We start from the raw sequence: 14,208 nt of genomic DNA on the forward strand, positions 1-14,208 counted from the left end.
GAGCGTGGATACGTCTTCACTCATCGCCGTCGGTGTGCGTTTTGAAAATATCTTCGAGGGAGGGTTGTTCGACTTCGTACGTATCGATAGCGGCCTGTGACTCCTCGACAGCGGACACCACTGTCGCTGTTGCAGCCTGGGATCGACAGCGAGCGATCAGCGTCCGTCCCTCGATCCGTACGCTGTTGACCGTCTCGAGTGGGTCTATATTTGCCTGTAACTCGGGTAGCTGATCCGACGCTGGATCCTCGATCCTGATCTTGACCGTCGTCCCGTCTTCGAGTTCGGATTTCAGCGATTCGACACTGTCCTCGACGAGCAAGGACCCGTCGTTGATAATCGCGACGCGATCGGCGACAGCCTCGACTTGATCGAGCAGGTGCGAAGAGAAAAAGACCGTTGCGCCGCGGTCGACCTCGGTACGAATGAGTTCACGCATCGTCACGATGCCGTGTGGATCCAACCCTGTCGACGGTTCGTCGAGAATCAACAGGTCGGGATCACCGACGAGCGCCATCGCCAGTCCAAGTCGTTTCGTCATCCCTTTCGAGTATTCGCCTGCGGGTTGATCGACCGCATGCTCGAGTCCGACGCGAGCGAGGACGGTGGCCGGATCGGTCGAAACACCCCTCGCCGTCGCCGCCAGTTCGACGTGCTCGCGACCAGTAATTGCTGGATACGGTTTGAACCCATCGAGCAACACACCGATCTGTTCTCGAGCGGCGACCGGAGACGCCTGCGTGTCGTAGCCGAACACACGCGCAGTTCCGTCGCTCGGGCGGACGAGATCCAGCAGTATATCGATCGTTGTCGATTTGCCCGCCCCGTTCGGTCCGAGGTAGCCGTAAACCGTTCCGCTTGGGACCGACAGCGAGAGATCGTCTATTGCGGTAACCGATCCGAAGCGCTTCGTCAGCCGCTCTGTTTCGATAGCGAGTGTCATGGTTATGATGTCGTAATGTCTATGCTTCGATACGAGTAGAGCCCGGCAGCCATTGCACATAACAACCAGGCACAAAGCGACAGCACAGCAACCTCTGTATAGTGATACACCGAGTCCAACCGGTACTGACTCGGTTGTTCCTGGAAGGTCGTTGCCCAGTTTATATCGATGCCTGCGACCAGCGCGTAGTAGACTGCTCTGGGAGTGAGCAGTATCGCTTCCGGACGAAAGGCCTGAAGTGGGCCATACACGAACAGGATCAGCAATCCGAACAGAAGAGACGACGTGTACGCGCGTCGCCGGCTGGTCGCGCGTGTCGAGATAGCTGCACCGATAACCACCAGTGTGGTTGTGACGGCGAGAAGGACTGCGGTATAGCCGGCGAAATGAACCGGTGAGAAGGGGACTCCCTGACGCCATGTCTCCAGAAGCGCCCCCATCATGAGCAGACAGACGATGGCACTTATCATCGCGACTCGAGCGGCCACGAGTCCGACGAAAACCGTCCATCGACTGTACGGAAGCGACTGTAGCAACCGTAACGCGCCAGTATCTCGGTGACCCGCAACTGTCGTCGCCCCGAAAAGAAGTGGGGTACAAACGACGAACAACAACAGCAATGGATCCCGTGCAAGGGTGAGGATTACCCGACCTTCGTAAAGCGAACGAGCCACAAAATAGGTCATAGTAGTCATAGTGCCCTGTTCGAACGTCCTAATGCGTAGTGAGTGGCTTATCCAGAACAGATAAAACAGTACCAGTACGCACGCACCGACTACTGTTCGCCTCGAACGAAGGTGTCGGCGGATCTCAAACAAAAAGATGTGGATCTCGTTTTTCATCCAACAGCAGACGATCGAGGCAGCATTAGTATAAATACGTCTCCCACTTTCAGGTATAGAAAATAGTATTATAATCTGCTAGATTTGATCGAAAATTACGGCCGTGATGATCGCCGTACGGCGTTGAATTTGCCTAGCTCACGGCCCGTTTGATGGTGTAGACGACACACGTAAGGACGGCTCTACGGAACTCACAAAATGTAGTTTTCGAGCGCCCTCGAGTGGCTACTGGGATGTCCCGGAGGTAGCCCTCGAGACCGACCCGGACCGACGAATACTCGTGTCGGCGCGCGAAACGCTTCGCACATGAGCGGGATCGACGTCGAGCCGGTCGAGCGGGACGAGGGAACCGAACCGACGGACGACGACCACACCATCGAGGTGACGCCGACGAGCGACGTCGGAACCGCAGGCGAACGCGAGACGATCGAGGTCGAACCCTCCGACGAGCCCATCGACGGGCCGGAGTACGTTCTCTACGGCGGCAAAGGCGGCGTCGGCAAGACGACGATGGCGGCCGCGACGGCGCTCGACAGCGCCCGCGGCGGAACGTCGACGCTCGTCGTCTCGACCGACCCGGCACACTCCCTTTCCGACACCTTCGAAACCGACGTTCCCTCCGAACCCGGCCGGATCCGCGAGGACGTTCCGCTGTACGCGGTCGAAATCGATCCGGAAGCCGCGATCGAGAGCGGCCGCGCCGCCTTTCCGGGTGCGGGCAGCGGACCGGACGCCGACGACGTCGGCGGATTCGACGACGCCGGTGGCCACGGCGGTGCGGGCGGCGTCGACGGACTCGGGGGGATGGGCGAGCTTCTCGGTGGGGAGAACCCGATGGACGCGCTCTTCGGCGGAGCGATGCCGGGCGCGGACGAGGCCGCCGCAATGCAGTTGCTGCTCGAGTACATGGACGACCCGCGGTTCGACCGCGTCGTCGTCGACACGGCACCCACCGGTCACACCCTTCGGCTCCTCCAGTTACCCGAGCTGATGGACTCGATGATGGGCCGAATCTTGCAGTTTCGCCAGCGTCTCGGCGGCATGCTCGAGAACGTGAAAGGGATGTTCGGGGGCGAGATGCTCGAGGACGGGACCGACCTCGCCGACCTCGAAGAGCTTCGCGATCGGATCGAACGGCTTCGCGCCGCGCTGTGCGATCCCGGCCGAACCGACTTCCGGATCGTGATGGTCCCCGAGGAGATGAGCGTCCTCGAGTCGAAGCGGCTGCGCGAGCGCCTCCGGGAGTTCGACATTCCGGTGGGTACCCTCGTCGTCAACCGCATCATGGAGCCGCTGTCGGACGTCACCGACGACGTCTCGGGCGAGTTCCTCCAGCCGAACCTCGCGGACTGCGAGTTCTGTCAGCGGCGGTGGGACGTCCAGCAGGCGGCCCTCGCGGAGGCCCAGGAGCTGTTTCGCGGAACCGACGTGCGCCGCGTCCCGCTGTTCGCCGAGGAGGTCCGCGGCGAGGGGATGCTCGAGGTCGTCGCCGCCTGTCTCCGGTAACTCGAGCCGCCGGCACCGCGCGACGGCGGACCACCGGCGGAGGGACGCTACGGGAGCGAGAGCAACGCGAAGAGACCCAGCGGAACGCCCACCGCGACGGCGGCCCGTCCCCAGGGAATATTCGCCTCTCGGGTGAGGCCGCCGGTAAGGAGGTGCCACTGCCAGGCGAGGGTGAGCACGGACGCCGCGAGGAAGACGGGCTCGAGCGGTCCGATCGCAGCCGTCACGACGTCGGCGGCGCGTTCCGGATCGGTGATCGTCACGTCCGAAAGCGCAACGTGGATACCGACGAGACCGACGCCGAAGCGGAAGAATTCCGGCACTGCCGCCCAGCCGGCGAGCGCCAGGCTGCCGGCGAACGTCGGCGTTCCGCCGCTGAGACGGCCGGCACCGTACAGCACCACCGCGCCGACGCCCCACAGGAGAAACGGGCCGATCAGCGCGAACGGGAGGTACTCGTGGACCGCCTCGCGGGCCAGTTCGCCCGCGTCGCGCTCGATCGTCGCCGGTTCGTCGCAGTTCCGACCGATGGGCGAGTCCGGATCGTCGGCGTGGGCGTCGCAGATCGGGTCGGGCGGCCGGTTCGGATTGTCCATCGTGACCGTCGCGTCGATCGCGTCGGCGAGCAGCGAACCCAGCAGCGAAACGCTCCCGACGAGCGCGAGCGCGAACAGGAAGACGATTCCCGCGGCGATCGGGAGCGTCGACGCCGGCGGGTGATCGTCGAAAAACGCCGCCGGCGACAGCAGCAACTGTCGGAGGGAGCGAACAGTGGGGACCATGTTCCATCGAGACTGGACAGTTTGGAAACAAATACGTTACCATTCGGGGTAACGGTTCGCACACGCTGATCGACGCGCGGTTACGGGGCGAGAGATCGCGAGAAAACGCGTTCGCGGGGATGCGCTCGAGTCGCGGCGGTTCGTCCGTCCCACAGTTCGAATCCCCGTCGTTGTTCACACCCGGTCGGCGGACGGCCTCGGACGGTCCCCGCGGGAGTCGGCGTACTCCGAACACGTGCGGCAGTACCGCTCGCGCGTCGTCGAGACGGTGTAGACTGGGACGCCAGCGATCGCGTACTCCTCGCGTCGGAGTCGAACCCGACCGCTTTCGATCGGCGACCGACAGCCGTCACAGCGCGAGAAACTGTCGTCTCCGTTATCGAAGGCTCGTCGCTCGAGGGTTCGAATTCGACCGAACCGCGAGATCGGCCGGCGTCGACGCAGCCGGCGTCGAAACGGCGGGCTGACGAGCACGCCGAGGGAGACGAAGACGAACGCCGCGGCGAACATGAATCCCGCGAGCAACAGCGAATCGGCCGAGGTGCCGGCCGTCCGGAGCCCGACGACGGCACCACCGGCGACGACCGCACCGAACGCGATCGCGAGCCAGCCGGCGACGAGAAAGAGCACTCTCGAGACGCGTTCGGCGAGCGCGACGGTCTCCGGCGTCCTGGACACGATGGGTTGTGTCGACAACGGACGGCGAACGCAAATACGTTGTGCCGGTTCCGACTGGACCGCGTCGCCACACCGTCTCGTGGGTTACACGAGCTTTCGGAGAATCGCGTACCCCGCATCGCGCAGCCGGTCCGGAAGGAACCGTGCGTAGACGCCGAACTGACCGAGCGGTCCGACCGGATACCGAGCGGGCGGTTCGGGGTGGGTTCCCGCCTCGAGAATGGCCTGTGCGACGTCTTCCGGCGTGGAGGCGAACGGCCCGCCGTTACCGCCCCCGATGAGCTGCAGATCGCCGTAGATCTCGTAGAGCGCCTCGTAAGCGGGCGTTCGCTCGTTCTCGGGTAGCTCTTCGGCCGCCCGATCGTCGAAGTTCGACTCGACCGGGCCGGGTTCGATGACGACGACGTCGATTCCGAACTCCTCGAGTTCGCCCCTGAGCGAGTCGCTCATCGCCTCGAGCGCGTACTTCGAGCCGGAGTACGCCCCCGATCCCGGAACCGAAATTTGGCCCATCACGCTCGAGACGTTGATGATTCGACCGTCGCCCTGTGCGCGCATGTGCGGCACCGCGGCCCGGACCAGGCGGTGTGGCCCGTAGACGTTCACGTCGAACTGTCGGTGGAGGTCGACCGTCGAGACGTCCTCGAGCGGGCCCAGTTGGGCGTAGCCCGCGTTGTTGACGAGACAGTCGATCGCGCCACAGCGCTCGACCGTCCGTTCGACGACCTCCGCGACCTGCCCCGAGTCGGTGACGTCGAGCGAGAACGTGGTACACCCCGCCTCCTCGAGGTCGACGACGTCCTCGACGTTTCGGGCGGTGGCGATCACCTGCCAGTCGCGCTCGAGAAACGCGAGCGCGGTCGCGCGACCGATCCCGGACGAGCAGCCGGTGATCAGTACGCACTTCTTTCGCGTGTAGCGGTCGTCGTCCGCGTCGACCCCCTCCTCGGATCCATCGGCGCGCTCGGCACTGGCCATGTGGGATGGGTTCGTGAGACGATACCTAAGTATCGACGGTTTGTCGCGCTCAGCTGAACGTCGGCCTCGAGCGAACGATCGCCGTCGACGGCGAATCGAAAATCGGATCGAACGGTATCCGACCGCGAAATCCCGCTACGCGCGCTGTCGGAGCCGCGTTGCAACCAGCGACTCGAGGTCCTCGCGCAGTTCGTCGACCGCGATCTCCTCGAGGACGGGGACGAAAAAGCCCTCGACGAGCATGTTCCGCGCGGCCCGCGGCGAGATGCCCCGGGAGGTCATGTAGAGGAGATCCTCCCGGTCGATCTGGCCGACGGTCGCGGAGTGGCTTGCCTCGGTGTCGTGGTTGTTGATGATCAGCTTGGGGGAGGCGTCGGCCTCGCTCTCGTCCGAGAGCATCAGCGTGTTCTCGCGCTGGTAGGAACTGGTGTCCCAGGCATCGCGGCCGACGTCCTGGACGCCCTCGTACACCGATCGCGCGACGTCGTCGGTGACGCCGCGGGTGACGAGGTCGGCCGTCGTGTGCTCGGCGCGGTGCCAGACCTTCGCGTCGAGGTCGAAGTGCTGGTCCTCGTGGCCGTAGAACGCGCCGACGATCTGGGTCTCCGAGGAGTCGCCCTCGAGGGTCGTCGAGACTCCCGACTTCGTTAGCTGGGTGCCGAGGTTGACCTCGATCCAGTCGATCGTCGCGTACGTGCCTGCGGAGCCTCGCTTGAGCGAGAAGTTGTAGGCCTCCTCCGAGAGGTTCTGAAGGCTGCCGTACTGGACGTTGCTGTTCTCGCCGGCGACGACCTCGACGATCCCGCTGTAGTACTGTTCATCGGCCCGTTCGGCGTCTCCCGACTCCGCCGCTCGACCGTTCGCGGAACGTGGTTCCGCGCTCCCCGTCGACTGGCGCTCGAGAATCGTCACCGAACTCGACTCCTCGGTGACGACGAGCGTGTAGTTGAACAGCGAGCGGGAGTTTTGCTCGGTGCGGATGGTGACGTCCTCGGCCTCGACGCCCTCGGGAACGTAGACGACCGTTCCGGTGCTGAACAGCGCCGTCGACAGCGCCGTGAGGTAGTTCTCCTGGGGATCGACGACGCTTCCGAAGTGCTCCCGAAGGAGCTCCTCGTGTTCCTGAACCGCCTCCGACCAGGGGAGGACGTCGACCTCGTCGGGGCCGACCTGATCTTTGTTCTCGGCCGCGTTCAGCGGATCGACGAGCGATTCGAAGTCCAGTTCGTGGAGGTTCGTCCAGTCCCGACCCGGCGTCCGGATGACGTCCGGCATGTCGAGTTCCGAAAGCGCCTCGAGCGCCTCGAGACGCGTCTCGAGGAGCCACTCGGGCTCGTCGAGGTTGCCCGAAATTTGGCGCACCTGTTCGTCCGTCAGATTGGCATGTACCTGCGTACTCATGTCTGATCTCGGTGTTACCCGAGGCTTCCCTCCATCTCGAGCTCGATGAGTCGGTTGAGCTCGACCGCGTACTCGATCGGCAGTTCCTCCGTGATCGGCTCGATGAAGCCGGCGACGATCATCTTCTTGGCGTCGTCGTCGTCCAGTCCCCGCGACTGGAGGTAGAAGATGTCCTCGTCGCCGATCTTGCCGACCGTGGCCTCGTGGGCGACGTCGACCTTCGACTCCTCGATCTCCATGTACGGCATGGTGTCGGAGGTCGACTCGTTGTCGAACATCAGCGCGTCACACTCGACGGCGGTGCTCGAGTTCTCCGCGCCGTCGGCGATGTGGACGAGACCGCGGTAGTTGGTGCGGCCGCCGTCCTTCGAGATCGATTTGGACTCGATCGTCGACTTCGTGTTCGGCGCGTTGTGGTAGACCTTCGCGCCGGTGTCGATGTCCTGGCCCTCGCCGGCGAAGGCGATGGTGATGTGGGTGTCGGTCGCGCCGCGACCCTTGAGGATCGAACACGGATAGAGCATGGTCGCCTTCGAGCCCATCGAGCCCGAGACCCACTCCATCGTGGCGTTCTCCTCGACGATGGCGCGCTTGGTGTTGAGGTTGAACGTGTTCTTCGACCAGTTCTGGACCGTGGAGTACTGGACGTGGGCGTCCTCCTTGACGAAGACCTCGACGCCGCCGGAGTGGAGGTTGTGCGTGCCGTACTTCGGCGCGGAACAGCCCTCGATGTAGTGGACCTCGCTGCCGGGTTCGGCGACGATGAGCGTGTGCTCGAACTGACCCATCCCCTCGGAGTTCATCCGGAAGTAGGCCTGAACGGGCATCTCGACGGTGACGTCCTCGGGGACGTAGACGAACGAACCGCCGGACCAGACCGCGCCGTGGAGCGCCGCGAACTTGTTGTCGCTCGGCGGCACGCAGGTCGTCATGAAGTGTTCTTTGACGATCTCGGGGTGCTCTTTGACCGCCTGGTCCATGTTCATGAAGACGACCCCTTTCTCCTCCCACTGTTCCTGCATGTTCTGGTAGACGATCTCGGACTCGTACTGCGCGCCGACGCCCGAGAGCGCGTTCTTCTCGGCCTCCGGAATGCCGAGCTTGTCGAACGTGTCCTTGATCTCGTCGGGGAGCTCGGTCCAGTCGTCGACGCCTTCGCGTTTGTCGACGTCCGGACGGATGTAGGGGACGATCTCTTCGATGTCCAGTTCGGACAGGTCCGGCTGGCCGGGCCAGTCCGTCGGCATCGGCATGTTCTGGAACTGCTTGAGCGCGCGCAGGCGGCGCTCGAGCATCCAGTCGGGCTCGTCTTTGTCGTCGGAGATCATCCGGATGACCTCCTCGGTCAGTCCTTTCTCCGATTTGACCGCGGCATTCTGTTCTTTCTTGAACTCGAACCGCGCTTCGGTGTCGGTCTCTTTGAGGTGATCTTGTTCGGAACTCATAATGTGATTGTGGTAGTGTTTACGGCTGTAGGGTTATTACCGTTGTTCTAGCCGAATTCGGTTACGCCGTGCCGTAGACCTCTTCGCGAACCCAGTCGTAGCCCTTGTCCTCGAGCTCCTCGGCGAGTTCGGGGCCGCCGCTTTTGGCGATCTGGCCGTCGAGCATCACGTGGACGCGGTCGGGCTCGACGTAGTCGAGGATCCGCTGGTAGTGGGTGATCTGGAGGATGCCGGTCCCCTGCTCGTCGCGCAGGGCGTTGATGCCGTTCGAGACGTCCTGGAGCCGGTCGATGTCCAGCCCGGAGTCGATCTCGTCTAACACGGCGATCGACGGCTCGAGGATCGCCGCCTGCAGGACCTCGTTCTGTTTTTTCTCCCCGCCGGAGAAACCGGCGTTGAGGTATCGTCGTGCGAACGCCTCGTCCATGTCCAGCTGTTCCATCTTCTCTTGGAGGATCTCCTGGAACTCGGCGACGCCGACCTCGCCGTCGTCCGCGGGGCCTTCCATCGGCGAGGTTTCGAACCCGTCGTCCTCGGCGTCGTCTTCGCTCCCTTCCTCCTCGAACAGCTCTTCTCGCTCTTCGATCTTGGCGTTCAGCGCGGTCCGAAGGAAGTTGGTCATCGTGACGCCTTCGATCTCGGCCGGGTACTGGAAGCCGAGGAAGATTCCAAGCGCGGCGCGCTCGTTCGGTTCCAGATCCAGAATGTTCCAGGTGCGCTGGTCCTCGTCGATCTCGATTTCGTCGCCGAACTCGTCGTCCTCGAGGTGCAACAGGACCTCACCGCCGGTGACCTCGTAGGCGGGGTGACCGGCGATGACCTTCGCGGTCGTGGACTTACCGGAGCCGTTCGGTCCCATGAGAGCGTGGATCTCGCCCGATTCGACCTCGAGGTCGACGCCCTCGAGAATCTTCTCGTCGCCCTCCGATACCTCCGCGTGCAGGTCGCGTAGTTCGAGACGTGCCATAGTACTCTGTCGTCTGAATGGTAGGGTGTCCACCTGATAACGGTTTCGTATCTGATTGAATACAATAACGATGACGGAAGATGATTTCTCGAAACGGAAAAAATCGGTCCCTATTGACGTAGTTTCCGACAGTACCGACGAACCGTCCCGTCGAATAACGGGTTCGCAAAATCGACGCGTCCGTCGCCCGCACCGATCGTGGTCGGGCCCGAACGGTTACATGAAGCTGTCCAATCCGGTCTGTTCCTGGCCGCTTTTCACTTCCTCCCAGGAGACGTCCAGTGCCTCGAGAATGCGCTCGATCGGTCCCTTGAGCGTCTTCTCGAGCATGATGTCGTAGTCGACCTCGAACTCGGGCGGGATCTGATCCTCGTACTCGAAACAGATGACGTCCGGATCGCGCTTGAAGGCCCCGTAGAGCGGATCCGTCCGCGCGTCGAAGCCCTCCTCGGCCTCGAGTCGCTCGAAAAAGGAGGGATCGATCCGGTCGAGGTAGAGTCGCTTCGGCTTGCTTCCCCGCTGGAAGTTCGTCCCGAGCATGAGGTTCGCGTATTTCGCACCCCGGACCTGGGCCGTGTCGGTGTCGTAGTTGCCCAGGCGCTTGCCGATCCCGCCGGGAATGGCGATCTCCTCGAGCGAGACCTCGCCCGCGCGGACGTCCTCGATGATCTCTCCCACGTACTCTTTCGCTCCTTCGACGTCGCCTTCCTTGACGATCATCTCGATGACGCGGTGTTGGACCTCCTTGGTGATCGGCGCGATGTCCGACCGCTGGTACTCGAAGCCGACGATGTCGACGTCGTCGACGTCCTTGCCCTCCTTCCAGGTGATGTGTCCCGCGTAACGTTTTTTCTTTCCGGCCTGGAAGAACCGCCGGTAGAGCTTCTCGAACTCGATCTGGAAGCGATGCGAGTCGGCGTTCAGCTCCTCGCGGGCGAAGTCGTCGTACCGGCCGTTGATGTGCTCTTCGATCCCGAACGATTGCTCGAGGGCCTCGGCTTTCGAGACCTCCGGACCCAGCTCGAGCATAACGCTGTCCGTATCGCCGTACGTAACCTGATAATTCAGTTCGTTTGCGGCCGTTTCCGTGAATTCGATCACTTCACGGCCAGTGGCCGTGATCGCCGATGCCGCCTCCTTGTCATATAACCGAAATTGTTCCCATCCCGACACCCCGTAGAGCGAGTTCATGATGACCTTCACCGCCCCCTGCTGGCGGTCGTACTGCTCGTACTCGGCCGTCCCCGGTTCGTGCTCGTTTCGCAGCGCCTTCTTCTCCTCGCGCTCGGCGAGGAGTTCGGTGATCATCGTTCGGTTGACGCCGTCGGGCGCTTTCCGGAAGTGCGTTCCCGTGGGTGCCTCGTAGGTCTCCCCGTCGTACCGCTCGGGATCGACCTTCGTCTCCGGTGACGCGTTGATCGTCGTCATACACATCGGGTACAGCGATTTGAGGTCGAGCACCGTGACGTTCTCCTTGACGCCCGTGATCGGCTCGAAGACGGCTCCGCCCTCGTACTCCTCGCCGGCCTCCTGTTGGCCCTTCGACGGCAGCGCGAACTCGCCGTGGGCCTGGTGGAGGACGTACATGTCCACCGCGTCGCCGGGCGTGGGGGCGTCCTCGAGTTTGCAGCCGACGAACGAGCGCACTTCGTCCCAGAACGGGATGATGTTCTGCTGGCGGTCGAGTTCGACGCAGAGTTCCACGTCCCGGAGGTTGTACGCAAGCAACTGGTGTGGATCGTCCTCCCAGAGGTCACCGATGTCGCCGGCGTAGCGTTCCTTGCCGACGCCGAGTTCGGACTCGCCGACGGCGTCGAGCCGGTAGGAGTCGAGTTCGGAGAAGACCATCCGCTGGTAGCCGTAGAGCAGGTCGAAGACGACCCGGCCCTTGATGTCCGGTCCGCCCCAGTTGCTCCGCCAGACCTCGTCGACCCGCGAGAGGCGATCGATCGAGAGGTCGTAGTCGTGATGGGATCCGTCCAGCTCCTCGAGGCGGTCTAAGAGATAAGGGGCGTCGAAATCATCACAGTTGTGTACCAGACACCCTTCAGCGACAAAGTTGTGCGTCGTCGTTTCGATGTCGTAGGTCGTCTCAGTTCCAGTTGCCGAAACGTCCGTTACCTCGACGAAGACGTACTCTTCCCACTCTTCAGAGTGTGTCTCGTGGCGCTTGAGGTTAATACCGCGCCGATGTTTGTCGTTCCCGATCCGCTTTGTGTCAGTCCCGACATCAGCTTCGAACAGTGCGTATGGAATGTTCTCAGTCTGGCCGCTTTTGCCGCCCTCGAATTCGGTTAGAGCAGCTTTCTTCTCGGAATGTTCCATATACGGGAGAACGCAGTCTTTCAGCCGATCGATATCGCGTTTCGCATCGGGGAGTCTGACGACGTTCTCTCGCTGTTGGGCGTAGATTCCGAGTCGTTTGAATAGCTTTACGTACCACTCACCGATTGATCGGTTCTCGGCAGCAACTGTGATCCCGCTTTGAGCAATATTTCCGTCGCCATCGATAGCTCCTGCCAAGAAGCGACTGATGTATTCGGACGGCATTTCGTAAACCGCCGAGAGATCGACGATATCGTCGTTTTTGTTGCCAAACGGAATACCAAGCCCGTTGAACGCATACATCGTCGCATAGTCCAGGACGTTCTGTTTGTAACATCCCTTTCCGTCCGGTTCTAAGTGATTCTCACCGGGGAATTGTCGATGGAGTTCCTCTCGAGTGTTGTAGAACCGAACGCCATCATCTGGCGACATCGTCCCGTCCGTGAGGATCAATCCAGCATAATAGAGTTCGTCAGGCGTTATTTTTCGTTCGAGATCAACACCTGTTCCCCGATATTCGACGCCACCATCTGGAACGGGGACGTCGTACTGGGTCGCCGCATCCTGACATCGTTTCGGCGTCCAGACGGTCGTGTGCGGATGGTGTAACGTTCCGGTTGAGATGTCGAATTCATCGGCTAACTCGGTGATGGCCCCATACGGGAGATCCGTCTTGAATTCTGAGACGGTCTGTTTATCAGCGTACCGTTGGTTCTCTACTGGAATGAGATCTGAAAGGGTAGGGACGGTCGGCTCGTCGACAAAGAGTCTTCTTGGCTTGAGTACGTAGTCACCACATTCGATTTCGCTTCCTTCCTTCCAGTCTACAGTATCGTCGTCCCCAACCATAATCCGATGATCGGCTGATGATCGGAGAGAGGTTCCATCGGCTAACGAGAATTCGCGAATCTCCTTCTCGCTTTTCCACTTGTCCGTTACTTCTGCAACGCTAGTTTGTTGTGATTCGGAACCGACCACTGAATCCCCGATTTCGATATCTTGTATCTCTTTTTCGGTTCCGTCCGCCATGAGAACGTCACTATCCGCTGGAAGACAGTTCCAGCCAGTGATGACGTCCGGATCGGCCTTATTTCGATCAGCAACGTACTCGACGAACGCCTCGAGCATCGCTTCTTCCTCGTCGAAGCTTCGAATCTCGTGGTCGATTGCCCCTTCGATCGGTTCGTAGTCGGTAATTTCGTCGGGAATGACGCCGTCGCCTTCGTCTGCCGCACAGACCCACATGATATACTCGTCGCGGTAGGAGTCGTGGCTCGTGAGACAGACGATCGCCTCCTCGCCGTCCTCTGGGAAGCCGTGACGGTCCTCGACCTCGATGTCGAAGGTGAGCACGCGCGGATCGGCGTCGACGTCGACGGCCTCCACTTCGTCGTGGGGAACGACCAGCGAGTCGTCGTCCGCGCGTCGTTCCGGCACGCGAATCCCGCTTTGTACGTCCTTGTCGATGAGAAACCGGTTCGGAAAGAGGATGTCCGCCTCGTAGTGCTCGAAGTCGTCGCGTACCTGTCCGACGTCGCGGGGCGTCTGGCCGAAAATTTTCGTCAGCTTCTCCCCGCGGATGCTCTCGTAGGGATCGCCGTTCTCGTCGACCTCCCGACTCCCCGTCAGCCGGTCGTAGGCCTCCTCGGGTGGGCGCTCGAGCGAGTCCGTCGGCGCGTAGAAGTACGGCCGAAAGCCGACGACCTGCACGTGCTCGAGGTCGCCGTCGGGCGTCCTGCCGAAGACGTGAATAATGGGCCGTTCCTCGTCGCCGTAGCCAGCGACCGTGTAATCGACCTGCATCACCGCAAGCTCGAGTTCGCCCCGTGGCTCGGGGAGCGTCTCCGCGACGACGTCGATCACGTCGGTGGCGTTCGATCCGCCGTTGCCCGCGACGGCGGCTGCCTCTTCGTCCGGCCGGTCTTCGGACTCCGCCGCGAACTCCCCGAGCCCGGTCTGGCCCGCCTCGGTCATGATACCGGAGTTTGCAGCCGCCCAATAAAAACCCCTGCAATCCGCACGGACGCGGCCGGTTCGTCGCCGACACGCTCTCGAGCGAGCGGCGACTTGCCGGTGCAGGGGCAAAAAGACATATAATATGGTAACACATAACATGAAACCAGGTGACTGATGTGTCTACCCTGAACGACGACGACGTGACGGATCGTAGCGAGAAGCCCAGCGTTCCCCGGGGAACGGCGACGATCGAGTCCTACGAGACCGACGAGGGCGTCGTCTTCTACGACGCGGAGAACCCGCTCGCGTGGGTCGAAACCTCCCAAACGATTCCCCTCGCGGAACTCGCGTGAACTGAGAACTGAAACGCGAACCCTTTTTCTCC

11 protein-coding genes and 1 pseudogene are annotated in these 14,208 nt (G+C 62.0%); 2 read left to right on the top strand and 10 right to left on the bottom strand.

The genetic code is table 11. The features are described 5' to 3' along the window. Nucleotides 1–16: 16 nt before the first annotated feature. A complete protein-coding gene (locus tag EA472_RS13305; protein WP_124192004.1) occupies nt 17–943 on the bottom strand; it encodes an ABC transporter ATP-binding protein in 927 nt (308 codons plus the stop codon). Between the two features lie 2 nt (nt 944–945). Next, the gene (locus tag EA472_RS13310) at nt 946–1,785 is read right to left on the bottom strand and encodes an ABC transporter permease (protein ID WP_124192005.1); all 840 of its coding nucleotides are present in this window, start codon (nt 1,783–1,785) and stop codon (nt 946–948) included. Between the two features lie 306 nt (nt 1,786–2,091). On the opposite strand from EA472_RS13310, the gene EA472_RS13315 reads away from it, so the two are divergent. Beyond that, nucleotides 2,092–3,291 (top strand): ArsA family ATPase, encoded by a 1,200-nt coding sequence (locus EA472_RS13315; protein WP_124192006.1) that lies wholly within the window; start codon nt 2,092–2,094, stop codon nt 3,289–3,291. Between the two features lie 47 nt (nt 3,292–3,338). Here EA472_RS13315 and EA472_RS13320 read toward each other — a convergent pair whose 3' ends face one another. The 8 genes and pseudogenes from EA472_RS13320 to EA472_RS23540 form a co-directional block, all read right to left on the bottom strand. Continuing rightward, a complete protein-coding gene (locus EA472_RS13320; RefSeq protein ID WP_124192007.1) occupies nt 3,339–4,073 on the bottom strand; it encodes a Yip1 family protein in 735 nt (244 codons plus the stop codon). Nucleotides 4,074–4,247: 174 nt separating this feature from the next. Next, nucleotides 4,248–4,751, bottom strand: a complete 504-nt coding sequence (locus EA472_RS13325; RefSeq protein WP_124192008.1) for a hypothetical protein — start codon at nt 4,749–4,751, stop codon at nt 4,248–4,250. Nucleotides 4,752–4,835: 84 nt separating this feature from the next. Further along, the gene (locus tag EA472_RS13330) at nt 4,836–5,729 is read right to left on the bottom strand and encodes an SDR family oxidoreductase (protein WP_124192009.1); all 894 of its coding nucleotides are present in this window, start codon (nt 5,727–5,729) and stop codon (nt 4,836–4,838) included. 135 nt (nt 5,730–5,864) lie between these two features. Further along, complete coding sequence (gene sufD, locus EA472_RS13335; protein ID WP_124192010.1) at nt 5,865–7,130, bottom strand: Fe-S cluster assembly protein SufD; 1,266 nt, start codon at nt 7,128–7,130, stop codon at nt 5,865–5,867. Nucleotides 7,131–7,144: 14 nt separating this feature from the next. Further along, nucleotides 7,145–8,575, bottom strand: coding sequence for a Fe-S cluster assembly protein SufB (gene sufB, locus EA472_RS13340; protein ID WP_124192011.1), 1,431 nt, complete (start codon nt 8,573–8,575; stop codon nt 7,145–7,147). A gap of 61 nt (nt 8,576–8,636) precedes the next feature. After that, on the bottom strand, nt 8,637–9,542 hold the full coding sequence (locus EA472_RS13345; protein WP_124192012.1) for an ABC transporter ATP-binding protein: 906 nt from the start codon (nt 9,540–9,542) through the stop codon (nt 8,637–8,639). 216 nt (nt 9,543–9,758) lie between these two features. Next, nucleotides 9,759–12,896, bottom strand: a complete 3,138-nt coding sequence (locus tag EA472_RS13350) for a DNA polymerase domain-containing protein (protein WP_449289233.1) — start codon at nt 12,894–12,896, stop codon at nt 9,759–9,761. A 27-nt stretch (nt 12,897–12,923) separates the two neighbouring features. Next, nucleotides 12,924–13,841 (bottom strand): annotated as a pseudogene (locus tag EA472_RS23540) (3'-5' exonuclease); the annotation flags it as partial. 149 nt (nt 13,842–13,990) lie between these two features. Here EA472_RS23540 and EA472_RS13355 point away from each other — a divergent pair. Next, nucleotides 13,991–14,176: a DUF7331 family protein gene (locus EA472_RS13355; protein ID WP_124192014.1), complete on the top strand. Its 186-nt coding sequence runs from the start codon at nt 13,991–13,993 to the stop codon at nt 14,174–14,176. The last annotated feature ends 32 nt before the right edge of the window (nt 14,177–14,208 follow it).

This window comes from Natrarchaeobius oligotrophus, from assembly GCF_003841465.1.
Taxonomy (GTDB): domain Archaea; phylum Halobacteriota; class Halobacteria; order Halobacteriales; family Natrialbaceae; genus Natrarchaeobius; species Natrarchaeobius oligotrophus.